The organism is Micromonospora taraxaci (assembly GCF_007830095.1).
Classification (GTDB): domain Bacteria; phylum Actinomycetota; class Actinomycetes; order Mycobacteriales; family Micromonosporaceae; genus Micromonospora; species Micromonospora taraxaci.
The window spans coordinates 4513372-4535043 of the sequence record NZ_VIWZ01000001.1; the positions used below are offsets into that span (position 1 = coordinate 4513372).

The following is a 21672-nucleotide window of genomic DNA, read 5'->3' on the forward strand; positions in this document are numbered from 1 at the left end:
CCCGTTCCCGCTGCGCGGATCAAGATCTGCCGAATTCGTTCTGGATGATCTGGAGCAGTTCGTCGGCGGTCGCGTCGCCGATCTCGTCGCCGCCCACCTCCGCCGGTTCCTCGGTGGCGGCCCAGCGGTGTGCGAGCGCCTGGAGGCGGGCCACCAGGGCGGGCCGGTCGGCGTCGTCGACACCGGTGGCGGCGAGGGCCGCCTCGAGGTCGTCGAGCCGACCCTCCACTGTCGGCGCGGCCGGGCGGTGCTCGCGCATCAGGAGGGTGTCCAGGTGCGCGGCGAGGACCGCCGGGGTCGGGTGGTCGAACACCAGGGTGGCCGGGAGGTTGAGCCCGGTGACCGCGGTGAGCCGGTTGCGCATCTCGACCGCTGTCAACGAGTCGAAGCCGAGTTCGCGGAAGGCGCGGTTCGCCTCGAAGCCGCCGCCGGGGCCGAGGACGGTGGCCGTCTCGGTCCGGACCAGGTCGAGCAGCAGGTGCCCGCGTTCGGCGTCGGGCAGGTCGGTGAGCCCGTCGATCGGCCCGGCGGCCTGCACCGGTACGGCCGGTGCGGCGACCGCCGCGCGGGCCTCCTCGACGCCGTCCAGCAGGGGGCTGGGGCGGGCGGCGGTGAAGGCGGGTGCGAAGCGGGCCCAGTCGACGTCGGCGACCGCGACGGTGACGTCGCCGTGGTCGAGGGCGCGGGCGAAGGCGTCGACAGCCGCGGACGGGACCAGGGGAGTGAGGCCGCGTCGTCGCAGGTGTTCCTCGGTCCCGGTGTCGGCGACCATGCCGCCCTCGCCCCACGGCCCCCAGGCGACAGCGCTGCCGGCCAGGCCTCTGGCGCGACGCCGTTCGGCGAACGCGTCGAGGAAGGCGTTGCCCGCGGCGTAGGCGGCCTGACCGCCACTGCCCCAGACGCCGGAGATGGAGGAGAAGCAGACGAAGGCGTCCAGGTCCCGGTCGCCGAGGAGGTCCTCGAGGTGCCGGGCCCCGCCGATCTTCGCGGCGACGATGCGGGCCAGCAGCTCCGGGGTGGTCTCGTCGAGCGGGGCCGAGTCACCGATGCCGGCGGTGTGCACCACGGCGCGCAGCGGCAGCGCGTCGGCGTCGGCCCGGCGGAGCAGTTCGGCGACGTCGTCGGAGTCGGTCAGGTCGCAGGCCACCACAGTGACCCTGGCACCGAGCGCGGTCAGCTCCCGGGTCAGGTCGTCCGCGCCGGGGGCGTCGGCACCGCGCCGGCTGGCCAGGACCAAATGGCCGGCGCCGTCCTGGGCGAGTCGGCGGGCCACGTGCCCGGCGAGCGCGCCGGTGCCACCGGTGATCAGGACGGTGTCGCGGGGTGTCCAGCGGATCGGTGCGGCGGGCGGAAGCGGTGCCCGGACCAGGCGGCGGACGAACGTGCCGGCGTCGCGCAGAGCCACCTGGTCCACGCCGCCGTCGGCGAGCACCCGGCAGAGCGCGAGGCCGTCGACGCGGTCCGGCAGGTCGATCAGCCCACCCCAGCGGGCGGAGTGCTCCAGGGCGGCGACGCGGCCGAGGCCCCACACGGCGTTCTGGGACGGGTCGGTGACCTCGGCGGTAGCGGAGACCGCACCCCGGGTGACGGCCCACAGTGGCGCGTCGAGGTGGGCGTCCCCGGCCGCCTGGATCAGGGCCACTGTGGCGGCCAGCCCGTTGGGCACCCCGGGGTGGCCGGGCAACTCCCGGTCGTCCAGGGCGAGCAGCGACAGGACACCGGTGACCCCGGTCGCGGAGTCCAGCTCGGCGGCGATCGCCGCCCGGTCGCGGCCGTCCACCACCACCGGCCAGGGCTGGGCGCCAGCGTCGGTCAGGGCCTCGATCAGGGTACGGGCGTACGCGTCCGCCGGGCCGGGAAGCGCGACCAGCCAGGTTCCGCCGAGACGGGCGGTGCCGTGCATGGCGACGGGCTCCCACTGTGCCCGGTACCGCTGTCGGTCGGCGGTGTCGCGGGCCTGACGGCCCCGGTGCCAGTCGGCCAGGACCGGCAGCGCCTGCGCCACCTCCGCCACCCGGGCGTCGCCGAGCATCGTGCCGAGCGTCTCCAGGTCGTTGTGCTGCACGGCGGACCAGAAGGGGTCGTCCGACGAGTCAGCGCCGGTGCTGCCGGGCAGTGCCGGGGCGATCCAGAACCGGCGGCGCTGGAACGGGTAGGTGGGCAACGGCACGGTTGCCGTGCCGGGCAGCGCGCTCGCCCAGTCGACGGGCACCCCGCCGACGTGCAGGCCGGCCACCGCCTCGGCAACCGCGGCGGGTTCGGCCCGGTCACCGCGCAGTGCGGCGACCAGGACGGCGTCCGCCTGCCTCGCCGTGGGCAGGCACTCCCGGGCCAGCGCGGTCAACACCCCGCCCGGGCCGACCTCGCAGTACGCGGTGACACCCCGGGCGTCCAGTGCGGTGATCCCGTCGGCGAAGCGCACTGCCTCGCGGACGTGCCGCACCCAGTAGTCGGCGTCCGGCTGGCCGACCGGTTCGCCGGTCAGGTCGGAGATCAGCGGGATCGTCGGCGGCGCGTACGTGAGTTCGGCGGCGATCCGGCCGAACTCGGCGAGCATCGGGTCCATGTGCGCGGAGTGGAAGGCGTGGCTGACGTTGAGCCGCTTGGCCCGTCGCCCGTCCGCGCGCCACCGCTCGACGAGCAGGTCGACGGTGTCCGCGTCGCCGGCGACGACCACCGAGTCGGGGCCGTTGACCGCGGCGATCGACACGTCGCCGGTCAGCAGTGGCCGGATCTCCGCCTCGGTGCCCTGCATCGCCACCATCGCACCGCCGGAGGGGAGCGCCTGCATCAGCCGGCCCCGCGCGGCGACCAGCCGTGCGGCGTCGGGCAGGGACAGGACGCCTGCGACGTGCGCGGCGGCGAGCTCACCGATGGAGTGGCCGAGCAGGTAGTCGGCTGTCACGCCGCGCGTTTCGAGGAGGCGGTACAGGGCCACTTCGAGGGCGAAGAGCGCCGGCTGGGTGAACTCGGTGCGGTCCAGCAGGGCCGCGTCACCGGTGCCCGGCTCGGCGAACATGACGTCGAGCAGCGGGCGGTCGAGGTGCGGGGCGAACGCGGCCCGGATCTCGTCGAGCGCTGTGGTGAAGACCGGTTCGGTGGCGTACAGGTCTCGGCCGGCACCCGGGCGTTGGCTGCCCTGGCCGGTGAAGAGGAACGCGAGCTTGCCGGTGGCGGTGGCGGTTCCACCGATGACCGACGGGCCGGGCTCACCGGCCGCGACGGCGTGCAGCCCGGACCGCAGAGCGTCGGCGTCGGCGGCCAGGACGACGGTCCGGTGCTCCAGAGCGGAGCGGGTGGTGGCCAGGGAACGGGCGAGGGTCACGCCGGTCCCGGCCTCGACGTGCCGGTCCACACCGGCGGCGAGAAGCTGTTCCGCCTGGGCCCGCAGCGCCCGGTCGGAGCGTCCGGACAGAACGTAAGGGAGCTGTCGCGTCGACGGGACCGGGTCCGGGGCGGTCACGTCGGGCTGGGCGGCGGGCTCCGGTTGTTCGAGGATGACGTGGGCGTTGGTGCCGCTCACCCCGAACGCCGAGACCGCCGCGCGGCGCGCCCGACCGGTCTCCGGCCACGGCTGCGCCGAGGTCAGCAGCCGCACCGCACCGGCCGACCAGTCCACGTGCGGTGTCGGCTCGTCCACGTGCAGGGTCCGTGGCGCGAGGCCGTGCCGCATCGCCTGGACCATCTTGATGATCCCGCCGATGCCGGCGGCGGCCTGGGCGTGCCCGATGTTCGACTTGAGCGAGCCGAGCAGCAGTGGTTGCTCGGCCGGCCGACCCCGCCCGTACGTGGCGAGCAGCGCCTGCGCCTCGATCGGGTCGCCGAGCGTGGTGCCGGTGCCGTGCGCCTCGACCACGTCGACGTCCGCCGTGGACAGGCCGGCGTCGGCCAGCGCCTCGACGATCACCCGCTGCTGCGCGGGCCCGTTCGGGGCGGTCAGGCCGTTGGACGCGCCGTCCTGGTTGACCGCGGTGCCCCGGATCACGGCGAGCACTGTGTGCCCGTTGGCCAGGGCGTCCGACATCCGTTCCAGGACCACGAACCCGACGCCCTCGGCCCAACCGGTGCCGTCGGCACCGGCGGCGAAGGCCTTGCACCTGCCGTCCGGGGCGAGTCCACCCTGCCGGCTGAACTCGACGAAGACCGCCGGGCTCGACATGACCGCGACACCGCCGGCCAGGGCTAGCGTGCACTCCCCCTGCCGCAGTGCGCGGGCCGCCCAGTGCAGGGCAACGAGCGACGACGAACACGCCGAGTCGATGGTGACGGCCGGCCCCTCGAAGCCGAAGGTGTAGGCGACCCGGCCGGACATCACGCTTGTCGCGTTGCCGGTGAGGCGGTACCCCTCGACCCCGGGTGGTGGCGGTGCGCCCTCCCCGTACCCGAGGTGGGCGCCGCCGACGAAGACGCCGGTCCGCTGGCCGCGTTGGGCCCGTGGCGGCAGGCCCGCGTCTTCGAGCGCCTGCCAGGCGGTCTCCAGCAGGAGCCGTTGCTGCGGGTCCATCGCCAGGGCCTCGCGGCCGTTCACCCCGAACAGGTCGGCGTCGAAGTCCGCCGCGTCGTGCAGGAAGCCGCCGGAGCGGGTGTAAGCGGTGCCCTGGTGGTCCGGGTCCGGGTGGTAGAGCGCGTCGAGTGCCCAGCCACGGTCGGCGGGGAAGCCGGAAATGACGTCGGCCTCGTCGGCGACCAGCCGCCACAGGTCGTCGGGTCCCTGCACGCCGCCCGGGAAGCGGCAGGACATGCCGACCACGACGATCGGGTCGTCGTCGGGTGCCACTGTCGACGCCGGGACCGGTGCTGCGGTGGCGGGCTGGTCGAGCAGCCGGTCGCGTAGGTAGCGGGCCACCGCGAGCGGGTTCGGGTGGTCGAAGACGAGGGTGGCGGGCGGCGCGAAGCCGACGTCGCGGCGCAGCCGGTCCCGCAGGTCCACGCCGGTGAGCGAGTCGACACCCATCTCGCGGAACGCCTGCTCCGCGCCGACCGCGTCCGGCCCGGCGTGACCGAGGACGGCGGCGGTGACGCCACGGACGAGGGTGAGCAGGTGGTGTTCCTGCTCGGCCGGGGCCAGCGCGGCCAGCGTCTCGGCCAGCGGCGTGGTGGTCTGCTCGACGGTCTGACCGACCAGCGCCCGCACCTGCGGCAGGTCGTCGATCAACGGCCGGGGTCGGGCGGCGCTGAAGATGGGGGCGAAACGGGACCAGTCGACGTCGGCGACCGCCACGTAGGTCTCGTCGCCGTCCACGGCCTGACGCAGCGCGGCGACAGCGGTCTGCGGGTCGAGGACCGGCAGTCCGCGCCGGAACAGCAGGGTTTCGGTGCCGGCGTCGACCATCCCGCCGTCGCCCCACGGGCCCCAGGCGACCGAGGTGGCGGTCAGGCCTCGGGTTCGCCGATCGTCGGCGAGGGCGTCCAGGTAGGCGTTCGCGGCGGCGTACCCGCTCTGCTCACCGCTGCCCCAGAGCGCGGCGATCGAGCTGAACAGCACGAATGCGTCGAGCGGGGTCTCGGCGAGGAGCCGGTCCAGGTGGGCGGCGCCGGCGACCTTGGCGGCGGCGACCTCGGCGAGCCCGGCCGGGTCGTCGTCGAGCGTTGCGGCGAATCGCAGGGCGCCGGCGGTGTGGAAGACGGCGGTCAGGTCCCCGATGGTGTCGAGCAGGTCGCTGAGGGCGTCGGCGTCGGCGACGTCGCAGGCGGCGATGGTGACGCGGGCGCCGAGCGCGGTCAGTTCGCTGTGCAGCTGGTCCGCGCCGGGGGCGTCGGCGCCGGCCCGGCTGGTCAGCACCAGGTGGGGGGTGCCCGCGCCAGCGAGCCAGCGGGCCACGTGCGCGCCGAGCGCGCCGGTGCCGCCGGTGATCAGGATGCTGCCGCGGGGCGACCAAGTGGTCGGGGTCGCTGGCGGGGCGGCCGGTACGACGCGTCGGACGTGGACTCCGGTGTCCCGGATGGCGACCTGATCCTCGGTGGTGGTGCTGCGTACCACCGCCCAGAGCCGGGCGAGGGTGTGCGCGTCGGGGTTCTCCGGCAGGTCGGCGAGGCCGGCCCAGGTGTCGGGGAGTTCGAGGGCGGCGACCCGGCCGTACCCCCACACGGTGGCCTGGTGCGGGCTGATCCGGGGTTCGCCGCCGACGCGTACCGCGCCGGTGGTGACGGCCCAGAGCGGGGTGCCCTGCGGAAGGTCGCGGAGCAACGCCGAGGTGCCGGTCAGGCCACGGGACAGGTGTGGGTGGTCCGGGTCGGGACGCTCGTCCAGGGCGAGCAGGGACAGCACGCCGCCGATCTGGCCCGGGTCGATGGTGGGCAGTGCGCCGGCCGGCACCGCGATCACGTCCGGACCGCCGGCGGCCAGGAGGCCTGCGGACATCGGGAGGTCGAGGTCGGGGACGACGATCAGCCAGCGGCCGGGGCGGGGGGCGGTGGTGACGTCCCGGACCGGCCAGTCGACGCGGTAGCGCAGGCCGGGGTCGGTGCCCTGGCGACGCCAGGCGCGCAGCGCGGGAAGGACCTCGTCGAGCGGGCGGTCGTCAGCGACGCCGAGCAGGTCGGCGAGGTCGCCGCGGTCGACGGCCTGCCAGAACGGGGTGTCGGGGGCAGCGGTGTCGTCCTCCAGCCAGAAGCGCTGCCGTTGGAAGGCGTAGGTGGGCAGGTCGACCAGCCGCCCGCCGGTCAGGCAGGGCGTCCAGTCGACAGCGACACCGCGCACGAAGACCTGCGCGAGAGCGGCCAGCAGCGTGGCAGGTTGGTCCCGGTCAGAGCGTTGCACTGGTACGAACACCGCGTCGCTGACGCAGTCCGCGCCCATCGCGGACAGCACCCCGTCGGGGCCGATCTCCACGAACGTGCTGACACCCAGGCTCTCCAGTGTGGCAATGCCGTCGGCGAAGCGGACCGCTTCGCGGACGTGCCGCACCCAGTAGGCGGCATCCTGTGTCGACGCGACCTGCCCGCTCACGTTCGACACGATCGGAATACGCGGCGACTCGTAGGTCAGCGCAGCCGCCACCGAGGCGAACTCGGCAAGCATCGGCTCCATCAACACCGAATGGAACGCGTGACTGACCCGCAACCGCTTCGACTTCTCGAAGTGCGCTGCTACATCGGTGACCTCGTCGGCCACACCGGACAGCACGATCGACCGCGGGCCGTTGATCGCCGCGACCGACACCCCGCCGGTCAGCAGCGGCAGCACCTCCGCCTCGGTGGCCCGTACGGCGACCATGACACCGCCGACCGGCAACGCCTGCATCAACCGGCCTCGGGCGGTGACCAGCGTCGCCGCATCGGCCAGGGACAGCACCCCGGCCACGTGCGCGGCGGCGATCTCACCGATCGAATGCCCGACCAGGTAATCCGGGGTGACACCGAACGACTCCACCAGCCGGAACAGGGCCACCTCGACGGCGAACAACGCCGCCTGCGTGTAGATGGTCTGGTCCAGGTCGTCACCCTCGGCGATCACGTTCCGGATCGGCCGGTCCAGGTGCCGGTCCAGCTCGGCGCAGACCGCGTCGAACGCCTCCGCGTACACCGGGAACGTCTCATAAAGGGCCAGGCCCATGCCCGGTCGTTGCGAACCCTGACCGGAGAACACGAAGGCGAGACCTCCGGCCCGTACCTCACCGGTGTGCACGCCTGTGTGGTCGCGGCCTGCGGCCAGATCGCGCAGCGCGCCCACCGCGTCGCTCTCGCTGGTGAGCAGCGCCGCCCGGTGCGTGAACGCGGTCCGGGCGGCGGCCAGGGTCCAGCCGGTGTCGAGCAGTGTGGGTGTGCCCGGTTCGGCCAGCCGGTCCGCGACGCGACGCGCCTGGGCGCGCAGCGCGTCGGTCGACTGCCCGCTGAGCACCAGCGGTACGACGGGAGAGGACGCCTGCGGAAGGGCCGGTACGCGGCCGACCCCGGCGGGCGCCTCCAGGATCACGTGGGCGTTGGTGCCGCTGATGCCGAACGACGACACGGCGGCCCGACGCGGCACGTCCGCCGGCCACGGTTGGGCCGTGTCCAGCAGCCGCAGCGGGCTGTCCGCCCAGTCGACGTGCGGGCTGGGCGTCCCAGCGTGCAGGGTGCGGGGCAGCACCTCGTGGCGCATCGCCTCGACCATCTTGATGATGCCGGCGACACCGGCCGCGGCCTGGGTGTGCCCCAGGTTCGACTTGACCGAGCCGAGCCACAACGGCCGCTGCGCCGGGCGGTCCGGCCCGTACGCCGCCTGCAACGCCTGTGCCTCGATCGGGTCGCCTAGCGGAGTGCCCGTGCCGTGCGCCTCCACCACGTCGATGTCGCCGGGCGTCAGCACCGCGTCGGCGAGCGCGGCCCGGATCACCCGTTGCTGGGCGGGGCCGTTCGGGGCGGTCAGGCCGTTCGACGCGCCGTCGGAGTTGACGGCGGTGCCACGCACCACGGCGAGGACCGGGTGACCGTGCCGCTGGGCGTCGGAGAGACGCTCTACCAGCAGCATGCCCACGCCCTCGGCGGAGCCGAAGCCGTCGGCGTCGGCGGAGAAGGGCTTGCAGCGGCCGTCCGGGGCGAGACCACGCTGGCGGCTGAACTCGACGAACATGTGCGGGGTGGACATGATGGCGACGCCACCGGCCAGCGCCAGGTCACACTCACCGGCCCGCAGCGCCCGTACGGCCAGGTGCAGCGCGACGAGCGACGACGAGCAGGCGGTGTCCACGGTGACGGCCGGGCCGTCGAGGCCGAAGGCGTACGCGATCCGGCCGGAGGCGACGCTCGCGGTGCTGCCGGTGAGCAGGTAGCCCTCCAGGTCGGCGGGCGCCTGCCGGACCCGGGACGCGTAGTCCTGGTAGGTGAGGCCGACGTAGACCCCGGCGTGCCGGCCGCGCAGCGTCGCGGGGTCGATGCCGGCCCGTTCGAACGCCTCCCACGAGGTCTCCAGCAGGAGCCGCTGCTGCGGGTCCATCGCCAGGGCTTCCCGGGGGGAGATGCCGAACGGGGCGGGGTCGAAGTCGGCGACGTCGTAGAGGAACCCGCCGTGCCGGGTGGTCGAGGTACCCGGGTGATCCGGGTCCGGGTCGTAGAGGGCGGCCAGGTCCCACCCACGGTCGGTGGGGAAGCCACCGATCGCGTCACCGCCGTCGTCCAGCAGTCGCCACAGGTCGCCGGGCGAGGTGACGTTCCCGGGGTAGCGGCAGGCCATCGCGACGATCGCGATCGGCTCGTCGGGTACCCGTACCGTGGCGGGGTCGTCAGCCGGTTGGGCGGGCAGCGTACCGGTGAGCTCATCGTGCAGGTGCGCCGCGAGGGCGGCCGGGGTGGGGTGGTCGAAGACCAGGGTGGTCGACAGGCGCAGGCCGGTGACCGTGCGCAGGCGGTTGCGCAGCTCGACGCCGGCGAGGGAGTCGAAGCCCAGCTCGCGGAACGGGCGGTTCGGGTCGACGGCGTCCGGGCCGGTGTGGCCGAGTACGAGCGCCGCCTGTTCGCGGACCAGGCCGACCAGTGCCCGTTCGCGGGCCGCCTCGGGCAGCGCGGCCAGTGCGGCGGCGAGGCTCTCGGCGGGGCCACCGGCCGGGCGGGACGTGACAGCGCCGGCGCCGATGGCGCGCTGCACCTCCGGCAGGTCCTCGATCAGCGGGCGGCGGCGGCCGGCGGTGAGCGCGAGGGCCAGCCGGTCCCAGTCGAGGTCGGCGACGGTGAGTGTGGTGGCGTCGTCGTCCAGGGCCTGTTGCAGGGCGGCGAGCGCGATCTGCGGGTCCATCGGGGTGATGCCGTGGCGTTGCATGAGATCGCCGACTGCGGCGTCGGCGGCCATGCCGCCGCCGGCCCACGGACCCCAGGCGATCGACGTCGCGGTCAGGCCGTCGGCGCGGCGCTGCTCGGCCAGGGCGTCGAGGTACGCGTTTCCCGGCGCGTAGTTGCCCTGCCCCGGGATGCCGATGCTCGCCGCTATCGACGAGAACAGCACGAACGCGCTGAGATCCCGGTCCCGGGTGAGGTCGTCGAGGTTACGGGCGGCGGCCACCTTCGCGGCGAGCACCCGGTCGACCTGGTCGGCGGTGAGGGTGTCGACGGTGCCGTCGTCGAGCAGCCCGGCGGCGTGCACGACAGCGCTGACCGGATGCACGGCGAGGACCGCCGCGAGGGCGTCACGGTCACCGGCGTCGCAGGCCACGACCGAGGCGGTGGCACCCAGTTCGGCCAGTTCGGCGACCAGGTCGGCGGCGCCGGGCGCGTCCGGGCCGCGCCGGCTGAGCAGGATCAGGTGCGGCGCGCCACGCTCGGCGAGCCAGCGGGCAACAGTGCCGCCGAGGGCACCCGTACCGCCGGTGACCAGCACCGGTCCGTCCAGGCGCAGGCCGCCGGCCAGTCGGGCCGGGCGGGGTGCGTGGCCGAGGCGGCGCAGGTAGCGACCGTCGACCCGGATGGCCACCTGGTCCTCGCCGTCCTCACCGGCCACCGCGGCGAGCAGCCGCTCGGCGGCCCGCTCGTCGAGGTCGGTGGGCAGGTCGACCAGGCCGCCCCACCGCTCGGCGTGTTCCAGGGCGACGATCCGGCCGAGACCCCAGATCAGGGCCTGCTCGGGGTCGTCCACCCGGTCCGCCGGCCCGGTGTCGACGCCACCGCGGGTGACCAGCCAGAGCGGGGCGTCGACGCCGGCGTCACCGAGTGCCTGGGTGAGGGTCAGAGTGCGACGCAGACCTTCGCCGAGGGGCCCCTCAGCGAAGGCGAGCAGGGAGAGGACACCGTCGGCGTCACCGGCGAGCCGCCCGGCGAGGGTGGCCCGGTCGGCGTCGTCCGCGACGACCACCACGTCGAGGGTGAGCCCGGCGTCGCCGAGAGCCTGGAGGACGGCGGTGGTGCCCGGGTCGTACCCGGCCACGGCGACGATCCAGTGCCCGTCGGCGGTGACAGTGGCGTCCGGCTGCGGCTTCCACTCGACCACATAGCGCCAACCGGCGGCCCCGGCGCGGATCCGCTGTTCACGCCGCCAGGCGGCCAGCACCGGCACGATCTCGTCCAGTGCGCCCGGGGCCAGGGCCAGGTCGGTGGCGAGCGCGGCGGCGTCGCCACGCTCCACGGCCGCCCAGAACGGGTCGTTGGCCGGGTCGTCGGCGCTGCCCGGCACGACCGGGTGATGCCAGAAGTGCTCCCGTTCAAACGGGTAGGTGGGCAGCGCCACCAGCGAGCCGTCCGGGGTCAGGTCCGTCCAGTCGACGGTGAGCCCGCGCGCGTACGCCTCGGCCAGCGCGACCCGGAACCGGTCCGGGCCGCCGTCGTGGCGTCGTAACGTCCGGAGCACGGCGGCGTCCACTCCGGCCTCGTCGGCCGAGTCCTGCACGGCGGCGACGAGCACCGGGTGTGGGCTGGCCTCGACGAATGCCCGGTACCCGTCGGACAGCAGCACGTCCACCGTCTCGGCGAAGCGGACCGGCCGGCGCAGGTTGGTGTACCAGTAGTCGGCGTCCAGCTCGGTGGTGTCCAGCCGCGAGCCGTAGACGGTGGAGTAGAACGGGATGTCGGCGGCGCGCGGCTCGACCCCGCTGAGCGCGTGCAGCAGCTCGTCGCGGATCGCCTCCACGTGTGCCGAGTGCGAGGCGTAGTCGACCTTGATGCGCTTCGCCTCGATGCCCACGGTGGTCAACGCCGGTTCGAGGTCGTCCAGGTCGGCGGGCTCCCCGGCGACCACCACGGCGGTCGGACCGTTGACGGCGGCCACGCTGATCCGGCCGCCCCAGCGGGCCAGGATCTGCTCCACGGCGGCGGCGGACGCCTGGACCGCGAGCATCCCGCCCTGCCCGGCCAGCGCGACGATCGCCTGGCTGCGGCGGGCCGCGATCCGGGCGGCGTCGTCGAGGGTGAGCGCGCCGGCGATGTGCGCGGCGGCGACCTCGCCCTGGCTGTGCCCGATCACCGCGGCCGGTCGGACACCGGCGGCCTGCCAGAGGCGGGCCAGGGAGACCATCACCGCCCACAGCGCGGGCTGGACCACGTCGACCCGGTCCAGCGACGGCGCGTCGTCGTCGCCGCGCAGCGCGGCGAGAAGATCCCAGCCGGTGTACGGGAGCAGCGCCGCGCCGCAGGCGGTCAGGTGGTCGCGGAACACCGGGTCGGCGTCGGCCAGTTCGACGGCCATGCCCAGCCACTGGGAGCCCTGTCCCGGAAAGACGAACGCGATCCGGCCGGGCTCGGCCGGGTGGGCGGTGATGACGTTCGCCTCCGACCGGTCGTCGGCCAGGGCGGCCAGCGCGTCGCGCAGGTCGTCCGGTGTCGTGGCGAGGACGACCGCCCGGTGTTCGAACCGGGTCCGGGTGGCGTTGAGGGTGTACGCGAGGTCGGCGAGGTGGGTGTCGTCGTTTCCGATGCGGTCGCGCAGACGCGCGGCCTGGCGTCGCAGGGCGTCCGGCGTACGGGCGGACACCAGCACCGGCACGGTCCGCGGCACGGTCGGGCGGTCCGGGACGTCGACGTCGGGCGCCTCTTCGAGGACCAGGTGGGCGTTCGTTCCGCTGATGCCGAAGGAGGAGACGGCGGCCCGACGGGGGTGGTCGTTCCGCCGCCAGTCGCGGGGTTCGGTGAGCAGTTGGACGGTGCCGGCGGACCAGTCGACGTGCGGTGACGGCTCGTCGGCGTGCAGGGTGCGGGGCAGCACCTCGGCGCGCATCGCGAGGATCATCTTGATCACGCCACCGACGCCGGCGGCGGCCTGGGTGTGGCCGATGTTGGACTTCAGCGAGCCCAACCACAGCGGGTCGTCCTCGGGTCGGTCGACACCGTAGGTGGCGATCAGCGCCTGCGCCTCGATCGGGTCGCCCAGTGTGGTGCCGGTGCCGTGTGCCTCGACCACGTCGACGTCGGCCGGGGTGAGTCCGGCGTCGGCGAGGGCGGCCCGGATGACCCGCTGCTGGGCCGGGCCGCTCGGGGCGGACAGGCCGTTGGAGGCGCCGTCGGAGTTGATCGCGCTGCCCCGGATCACGGCGAGGACCTGGTGACCGTTCGCCTGCGCGTCGCGCAGCCGTTCCAGGACCAGGACTCCGACGCCCTCGCCCCACCCGGTGCCGTCGGCGCCCGCGCCGAACGCCTTGCACCGGCCGTCGCCGGCCAGGCCGCGCTGGCGGCTGAACTCGACGAACATGCCGGGGCCAGCCATCACCGTGGCACCGCCGGCCAGGGCCAGTTCGCACTCCCCCCGGCGCAGCGACTGGGCGGCCAGGTGCAGCGCGACGAGCGACGACGAGCAGGCGGTGTCGACTGTCAGCGCCGGCCCTTCGAGGCCGAGCACGTACGAGATGCGGCCGGAGGCGACGCTCATCGTGCTGCCTGTCAACACGTAGCCGTCGAGGCCGTCGGCGGGTTCGGCGAGGCGTGCGCCGTACTCGTGGGAGGTGGCGCCCACGAAGACCCCCGTGCGGCTGCCGCGCAGCGCGCCCGGCACGATGCCGGCCCGCTCCACCGCCTCCCAGGAGGCCTGCAACAGCAGTCGCTGCTGCGGGTCCATGGCCAACGCCTCGCGCGGGGAGATGCCGAAGAAGCCCGGGTCGAACTCGGCGGCGTCGTGCAGGAAACCGCCGGAGCGGGTGTAGCTGGTGCCCGGGTGACCGGGGTTCGGGTGGTAGAGGGCGGTCAGGTCCCAACCCCGGTCGGTGGGGAAGCCGGTGATGGCGTCACCGCCGCTGGACACCAGGTGCCACAGCTCGTCGGGGTCGGTGATGCCACCGGGATAGCGGCAGGCCATCGCGACGACAGCGATCGGCTCGTCGGCGTCGGGCCGCCCCGGCTGCGGGGAATCCTCCACGGTCGAGGGGTCGACGCCGCCCGAGGCGGTATGCAGCCACCGGGCGAGCGTGACCGGGTCGGGGCTGTCGTAGAGCAGGGTGGCCGGCAACGCGAGGTCGAGGGCGGAGCTGAGGCGGTCGCGGAGTTCGACGGCGGTCAGCGAGTCGAAGCCGAGCTGCTTGAAGGAGTGGGTGGTGTCGACGGTGAACGGGTCCGGGTGGCCGAGCACCGAGGCGGCGTGCGTTCGTACCAGGTCGAGAAGGTCGTCCTCGGAGCGCGCGGCGCTGCGCGCGGCCGGCGTCGCGGGCTCGTCGGCGGTCTCGGAGACCCAGTAGGACTCCCGCTGGAACGCGTACGTGGGCAGCGGCACGCGCGTGCCGCCGGCCAGCGACGGCGTCCAGTCCACGGCGACCCCCCGGCCGTGCAGCTGGGCCAGGGCGGCGACGACCGTCTCCGCCTGCGGGCGGTCCGGGCGCTGGGCCGGGACGAACGCGCCTGTCGACACGCAGTGGGCGCCCATCGCGCAGAGCACCCCGTCCGGGCCGATCTCGACGAACGTGGTGACGCCTTCGCTCTCCAGTGTCGCGATCCCGTCGGCGAACCGGACCGCTTCCCGCACGTGCCGCACCCAGTAGGCGGCGTCCTGGGTCTCGGCGATCCGCCCCGTCACGTTGGAGACGATCGGGATGGTCGGCGGCGCGTACGTCAGCGTCTCGGCGACCTCGGCGAAGGCCACGAGCATCGGTTCCATCAGCGCCGAGTGGAAGGCGTGGCTGACCCGGAGCTGCCGGGTCTTCTCGAACCTCGCCGCGACCCCGGCCACCGCGTCGGCGGCGCCGGACAGCACCACCGAGCGGGGGCCGTTGACCGCCGCGATGTCCACGCCGTCGGTGAGGTGCGGTGTCACGTCGGCCTCGGACGCCTGCACCGCGGTCATCACGCCGCCGGTCGGCAGGTCCTGCATCAGTCGGCCCCGGGCCGTGACCAGCGTCGCCGCGTCGGCCAGGGACAGCACCCCGGCGACGTGGGCTGCGGCGATCTCGCCGATGGAGTGCCCGACCAGGTAGTCCGCTGTGACGCCGAACGACTCGACGAGCCGGAACAACGCCACCTCGAAGGCGAACAGCGCGGCCTGCGTGTAGACGGTCCGGTCCAGCTCCGACCCGTCCGCGACGACCTCGCGCAGCGGACGGTCCAGGTGCGCGTCGAGGTCGGCGCAGGCGGCGTCGAAGGCTGCCGCGAACACCGGGTAGGTGTCCGCGAGTTCGAGGCCCATCCCGACCCGCTGCGACCCCTGGCCGGCGAAGAGGAACGCGAGCCGGCCATCGCCGACCCGCTGCACCGGCGAGTCGTCGGCGGCGAGGGCGGCCAGGCGCTCGGTCAGGGTGGTCAGGTCCGCTCCGACGACCGCCGCCCGGTGGTCGAAGTCGCTGCGGTGCCGGGCGAGGGAGTACGCCACGTCCACCGGCCGCGCGTCCTCGGCGACCGCGTCCCGCAACTGTCCGGCCTGCGCGCGCACGGCGGCCGGGGTACGCCCGGACAGCAGCCACGCCACGGGTTCGTTTGTCGCCGGCTCGTCGGTCACGGGCGGCCGGGTCGGCGCCGACGACAGCACGACGTGGCAGTTCGTTCCGCCCATGCCGAACGAGCTGACCCCGGCGACCAGCTGCCGCTCCGACTCCGGCCACGCCCCGTGCTCCGTACGCACCCGCAGCCGCAGCTCGTCGAACGGGATGCGTGGGTTCGGCGTGGCGAAGTTCAGGCTCGGTGGCAGTTCCCTGTGGTGCAGGGCCAGCACGGTCTTCAGGAGCCCGACCACGCCCGCCGCGCCCTCCAGGTGCCCGACGTTCGTCTTCGCCGACCCGACCAGCAGCGGATGACGCCGGCCGGACGCCACCCCGAGGACCGTGCCGAGCGCGTCGGCCTCCACCGGGTCGCCGACCCGGGTGCCGGTGCCGTGCAGCTCCACGTACTGGACCGCCGCCGGGTCCACACCGGCCTGCCGGTACGCCTCGCGCAGCACGTCCCGCTGGCCGTCGCTGGTGGGTGTGGTGAGGCTGTCGCCACCGCCGTCGTTGTTGACCGCGCTGCCCCGGACCACGCCGTAGATCTGGTCGCCGTCGGCGAGTGCGTCGGTGAGGAGTTTGAGGGTGAGGACGACGCCGCCCTCGCCGCGCGCGTAGCCGTTGGCCCGGGCGTCGAACGTGTAGCAGCGGCCGTCCGGCGACAGGCCACCGAACGCGGCGGCGGTGAGGGTGCTCTCCGGGACCAGGTTGAGGCTGACCCCACCGGCCAGGGCGACATGGCAGCGGCGCTCGCGCAGGCTCTCCGCAGCCAGGTGGACGGCGACCAGCGAGGATGCCTGTGCGGCGTCGACGGTGAGGCTGGGACCGCGCAGCCCGAGCACGTACGACAGCCGGTTGGCGATGATGCCCCGGTTGGTGCCGGTGAGTGTCCACGGGGTGATGCCGTCGACCCCGAGGCGGCGAATCACTGTGGCGTAGTCGTCGCCGATCGCGCCGACGAAGACACCTGCTCGTGTGCCGGCGAGAGCGTCCGGGACGATGCCGGCGTCCTCCAGGGACTCCCAGCCGAGCTCCAGCATGAGCCGTTGCTGGGGGTCCATGGCGGCCGCCTCGCGCGGGGCGATGCCGAAGAAGCCGGGGTCGAAGCCGTCGACCCGGTCCAGGAAGCCCCCGTGTGGACGGTCCTCGGCGCTCCCCCAGCGCCCGGCCGGTGCCTCGGTGATGGCGTCGCGGCCGTCCGCCAACAGGCGCCAGAACGCGGCGGGATCGTTGGCGCCAGGAAGTCGGCACGCGACACCGACAATGGCGACACCGTCAGATTCCGCATTTCCATCGGTGAATGCTGATTCGCTCTTCATGACGATCCGCGGCCCCCACTCGTCCACACGGCCCGATGGCGCGTTCGATTCGGACGGTAATGAGCGCCAGCAGCGGCCGGACACCCCTACGGGATCGAGCGCACCCCGGGCCGGGGCCGACATGGAGGGCGGCCCCTATCCCCCTGGATCGACCCCCGATCCGGGTCGTGGCGCATTTCCCGAAGACCCGTTCTTCCTATCGTGGAGACAATGTCCATGCGGAAATGAGTGGTGACGATGACCAGTGCGACGCAACATCCCGCCCCGGCCGGATCGGGCACCGGGGAGCCGGCTCCGCTGCCCCGGCAGCGCGGCAAGTGTCCGTTCTCTCCACCCGACGAACTCCTCCAGCGCGCCGAGGAGCACCCGGTCAGTCCGCTGATCATGGCGGACGGGTCGGTCGGCTGGCTGGTGACGCGGGCCGAGGACGTCCGGGCGGTGCTCGCCGACACCCGGTTCAGCGCGGACATCCTCAAGGCGTCGAACCCGATCCAGGTGATCCCCGAGGAGGCCAAGCAACTCCCGCCCGATCCGGCGTTCTTCATCCACGTCGACCCGCCGCACCACACCCGCTACCGCAAGATGTTGATGGGTCAGTTCACCATGCGCCGGGTCCGCGCCCTGGAGCCGCGGATCAGCGAGATCGTCACCGATCGCCTCGACGCGATCGAGGCCGCCGGCCCGCCGTCCGACCTGGTCCGGGACTTCGCCCTGCCCATCCCCTCACTGGTCATCTGCGAGCTGCTCGGCGTGCCGTACGCCGAACGTGAGCAGTTCCAGACGCTGACCGCTGCGATGCTGCGCACCGACGCCACCCCGATGGAGGTCGGGATGTCGGCCTGGAACCTGCGGCAGTACCTGGCGGCTCTGGTGGCGACCAAACACGAGGAGCCGGACGGCGCCCTGATCTCCGGCCTGATCCACGACTCGGACGACGACCCGCTCACCGACGAGGAACTGACCAGCATCGCCATGCTGCTGCTCGTCGGCGGCCACGAAACCACCGCCAACCAGCTCAGCCTCGGCGTGTTCGCGCTGCTCACCAATCCCGAGCAGCTGGCCGTCCTACGCGCCGACCTGGACCGGGTTCCGGACGCCGTCGAGGAGTTGCTCCGCTACCTGCCGACGTTCCAGTTCGGCGTGACGCGCCTCGCGACCGAGGACGTGCCGGTGGGCGGTCAGCTCATCCGCGCCGGTGAGAGCGTCAGCCTCTCGCTGTCCGCCGCCAACCGCGACCCGTCCCGCTTCGCCGACCCGGGGGTCTTCGACGTGACCCGGACCGGCAACCAGCACCTCGCCTTCGGTCACGGCGTACACCTGTGCATCGGCCAGCAACTCGCCCGCGCGGAGCTCCGGATCGCCCTGCGGGCCCTGCTCACCCGCTTCCCCGGGCTGCGCCTGCACGGGGCGGCGGACGACGTCCCGCTCCGCTCCGAGTCGCTGATCTACGGCGTCCGCGAGCTGCCCGTCTCCTGGTGACGTCCAGGCACACACGAGGGCTCGGCCACCGCGGTGGCCGAGCCCTCGTCGTCGTGCTCAATGGTTCAGTTCGTCGACCTTCTCGGGGTGCCGGGTCACCACCGGGGCGGCGGCGAGGCCGGCGCGGTCCACGGTTGCCTGCCGGCTCTCCCTGCGGGCCAACCGGAGCTGGTGGAAGCCCGCGGCGATGAGGCCCAGGCCGAGCAGGACCATGACGCCCACGACCGGCCAGTGCAGCGCCTCGGGGACGAGGCGAGCCACGAACCAGGAGTCCCGGTCGGGGTCGGTGTACTTCAGGAAGGCCGGGACCACACCCTGTGCGATCAGTGGGACCCAGCAGATGATGAAGCACACGTAGACGGCGGCGCGGCGGGCCGGCGACGCCTTCTCGATGCCGAGGCGGCTCTCGCCGAGATCCACCCCGCCGAGGGACGCCGTGATCTGGTCCCAGTCGACGTCGCCGGTGAGGTTGCTCTTGCGGGAGGTGGAGGCCCGCATGGTGGCCAGCAGATCAGGGCCGGTGGCTTCCAGGTGCTTGGCGGCGAGGTCGCCGAGCAGCCAGGCCAGCAGGATGCCGGTGACCAGGCCGACGCCGGCGCCCGCCCAGTCGGGGCCGTAGCGGACGGTGAGGTAGGCGGGGGCCGCGGTGGCCGCGACCAGCACCAGCATGAGCAGGACCTGGGTGAAGTCGGTGCCGTTTTCCAGGAGGTTGCCGCTGCGCTTGTGCGGGTCGGTCATCGGCACCGGACGCAGCACCGAGATCAGCACGATGACGCCGGCGCCACCGCCGACCAGGGCCGGCACCAGGGCGGCCAGCCAGGGCCAGGCCCACGTCTGCCCGCTGAGCAGCGTGGGCACGACACTGAGGACCACGACCACCGGGGCGGTCAGCAGCAGCCAGGCGAGCTGGCGGCCACGGACGTCCCGGCGGGCGGCCCCGGGGGTGAGCACGGTCTGCCAGATCACGGTGCCGTCCTCGCCGTACAGGTTGGCGGAGATGGCGGCGGCCCAGATGCCGAACGCGACACCGATGAACGGCACGAAGATCGGCAGGTCGACCAGGAGCGGCAGCAGACAGAACGCGAGGGCGTAGACGAGCGAGAAGACCAGGTAGTGGAAGCGCATCAGGTCGCGGGACGCGGTGCGGAGCTCCCGACCGACGACGGCTTGTACGCCGCCACCCCGGATCTTCTGGGCTGCGGTGCGACCGCGCGCCGGGCGACCGCTGGCGCTGCGGTGGCTGAGCCGGCGGACCAGCAGCGCGGACCAACCGAGCATGGCCAGCAGGCTGAGCACGGCGAACCCGGCCGGCACGGCGGCGGCCAGCAGCCAGTCACCACGGCCGGCGGCCTCCACAGCGACGATGCCCCAGCCGGACGGCAACCGGCGCACCCAGGCCGCCAGGTTGTCCGGGAAGCCTGCGGTGAGGGCGTACTGGATGGTGGGTTTGAGCACCCAGCCGGTGTGCGTGAGCGCCAGGATGCCGCCGCTGATGACGGCGGCCAGCACCGCACCGATCTTGGCGCGCATCAGCGTGCTGAGCGCTGCGGTGACGAACCGGGAGGCGAGCACCACGAACAGCAGTTGGAGGAACACCACCGGCACCGCGATCAGGGCGGCGGCGCCGCCGACCGGGAGGGCGACGACGATCAGCGCGGTGAAGGCCACCAGACTGACCACCGGGGCGACGCCGACGAACGCGACGGCGAGCAGGCCGAACGCGAGCCGGCGCGGTGGGATCGGCAGCAGCGCCAGGTGCTCCGGGCGCAGCGTCTCGTCGCCGCCACCGAACAGCACCGGGCCGAACAGCCAGCCGATCGTCCAGATCGCGAACGCCGCGCCGACCAGGTCGAGGGGTAGCCCGTCGACCGGCCAGTCGTGCAGGGCAAGCCAGATCGTGCCTCCGGCGAGGACCAGGCCCAGCACGCCGCCACCGATCATGTCGGCGGCGCGCTGCCCGGTCATCGAGTGCCGCAGGACGGCCAGCTTCATCCGGATCAGGATGCCAACCATGACAGCTCCCCTGCGCTCACCGGCTGGCCGCCGACCAGGTCGACGAACCGGTTCTCCAGGGTGCTGCCGCCGCGTACCTCGTCGAGCGGCCCGGAGGCGACCACCCGGCCGCCGGTGACGACCGCGACGTGGTCGCAGAGCTGCTCGACGACCGGCATGACGTGACTGGAGAAGACCACCGAGCCGCCGGCGGCGACGAACCGCTGGAGGATCACCTTGATCGTCGCCGCCGAGACCGGGTCGACGGCCTCCAGGGGCTCGTCGAGGATCAGCAGCTTCGGTGCGTGCAGCAGGGCCGTGGCCAGGCCGATCTTCTTCCGCATGCCGGTCGAGTATTCGAGGACCAGGGTGCTGTCGGCCCGGTCGAGTTCGAGGACCTCCAGCAGCTCCTGGCTGCGCTTGGCGACCGCCTCGGGCTCCATGCCCCGCAGCAGACCCAGGTAGGTGAGCACCTCCCGGCCGGTGAGCCGTTCCGGCATGCCGAGGCTGTCGGGCAGGACGCCGATCAGCTCCTTGGCGCGGACCGGGTCGGCCCAGACGTCGACACCGAAGATCTCGGCGCGACCGCTGTCCGGGCGCAGCAGCCCGACGGCCATGGACAACGATGTGGTCTTGCCGGCCCCGTTGGGACCGACCAGCCCGAAGAACGAGCCGCCCGGAACCTCCAAGTCGACGTGATCGACGGCGCGCTTGTCACCGAATGCCTTGGACAGCCCGATGAGCCGCAGAGCCGGCGTGGGTGTCGGGGTTGTCACTGGTACCTCCGGAAGTCTCGGACTGCTCAAGCCGGCGTCGCCGTCAGCCTGACGTCAGGCGATCCACAATGGTCTCCAGTATGTCCGTCTGGTGGTTGTTCAGGTAGAAGTGACCACCCCTATAAACTTTCATGGCGTAGGGGCCGGTCGTGTGCGTCCGCCAGGAATCGGCCTCGTCCACCGTCACCTTCGGGTCGGAATCGCCGGTCAGGACGGTGATCGGGCAGGACAGCGGCGGACCGGGCCGGTACACATAGGTCTCCGCGGCCTTGTAGTCGTTGCGGATCGCACCGATGATCATCCGGATCAGCTCGTCGTCGTCGAGCAGTTTGCCCTCGGTGCCGTTGAGCCGGCGCATCTCCGCGATCAGACCGTTGTCACCCAACTGGTGGATGTGCTCGTCGCGGTGACGTGACGGCGCGCGCCGCCCCGAGGCGAACAGGTGCTTCAGGACGATGCCGTCCTCCTCCAGGAGCCGCGCCACCTCGAAGGCGACCGAGGCTCCCATGCTGTGACCGAACAGGGCGATCGGGCGGTCGGCGAGGGTGGCGACCTGCTCCGCGACCCGGGTGGCCAGGCCGTGAACGGTGTCGATGCACGGCTCGGCGCGACGGTCCTGCCGGCCGGGATACTGCACCGCGAGCACCTCGACGCCGGTCAGGGCGCGCGAGACCGGGTGATAGTAACTGGCCGAACCGCCGGCGTGCGGCAGGCAGACCAGACGCACCGGCGCGTCCGGCTTCGGGTGGAACCGGCGCAGCCACAGGCTGGTGTCGACAGTGGCAGTGGCAGTGGTGATTGTCATCGAAGTCT

Annotated in this window: 5 protein-coding genes; 1 reads left to right on the forward strand and 4 read right to left on the reverse strand. The window is 73.5% G+C overall.

The window, feature by feature from the left end:
- Window positions 1–19 precede the first annotated feature (19 nt).
- Window positions 20–16612 carry a type I polyketide synthase gene (locus FHU34_RS20765; protein ID WP_145783117.1) on the reverse strand — a complete coding sequence of 5531 codons (16593 nt, stop codon included), beginning with the start codon at window positions 16610–16612 and terminating at the stop codon, window positions 20–22.
- Window positions 16613–16849: 237 nt separating this feature from the next.
- On the opposite strand from FHU34_RS20765, the gene FHU34_RS20770 reads away from it, so the two are divergent.
- Window positions 16850–18091: a cytochrome P450 gene (locus FHU34_RS20770; RefSeq protein ID WP_145783119.1), complete on the forward strand. Its 1242-nt coding sequence runs from the start codon at window positions 16850–16852 to the stop codon at window positions 18089–18091.
- Between the two features lie 57 nt (window positions 18092–18148).
- Here FHU34_RS20770 and FHU34_RS20775 read toward each other — a convergent pair whose 3' ends face one another.
- From FHU34_RS20775 to FHU34_RS20785, 3 genes are read right to left on the reverse strand one after another with little or no spacing between them, the layout of a single operon-like run.
- Window positions 18149–20104, reverse strand: a complete 1956-nt coding sequence (locus tag FHU34_RS20775; RefSeq protein ID WP_145783121.1) for a hypothetical protein — start codon at window positions 20102–20104, stop codon at window positions 18149–18151.
- On the reverse strand, window positions 20089–20859 hold the full coding sequence (locus FHU34_RS20780) for an ABC transporter ATP-binding protein (protein ID WP_145783123.1): 771 nt from the start codon (window positions 20857–20859) through the stop codon (window positions 20089–20091). The genes FHU34_RS20775 and FHU34_RS20780 overlap by 16 nt, the downstream gene beginning before the upstream one ends.
- Window positions 20860–20902: 43 nt before the next feature.
- On the reverse strand, window positions 20903–21664 hold the full coding sequence (locus tag FHU34_RS20785; RefSeq protein WP_145783124.1) for a thioesterase II family protein: 762 nt from the start codon (window positions 21662–21664) through the stop codon (window positions 20903–20905).
- Between the last annotated feature and the right edge of the window lie 8 nt (window positions 21665–21672).

Bases quoted from the DNA above. Each gene is read 5' to 3' on its own strand.
- FHU34_RS20765 (WP_145783117.1), bottom strand. From the start codon at position 16,612: ATGAAGAGCGAATCAGCATTCACCGATGGAAATGCGGAATCTGACGGT.
- FHU34_RS20770 (WP_145783119.1), top strand. From the start codon at position 16,850: ATGACCAGTGCGACGCAACATCCCGCCCCGGCCGGATCGGGCACCGGG.
- FHU34_RS20775 (WP_145783121.1), bottom strand. From the start codon at position 20,104: ATGGTTGGCATCCTGATCCGGATGAAGCTGGCCGTCCTGCGGCACTCG.
- FHU34_RS20785 (WP_145783124.1), bottom strand. From the start codon at position 21,664: ATGACAATCACCACTGCCACTGCCACTGTCGACACCAGCCTGTGGCTG.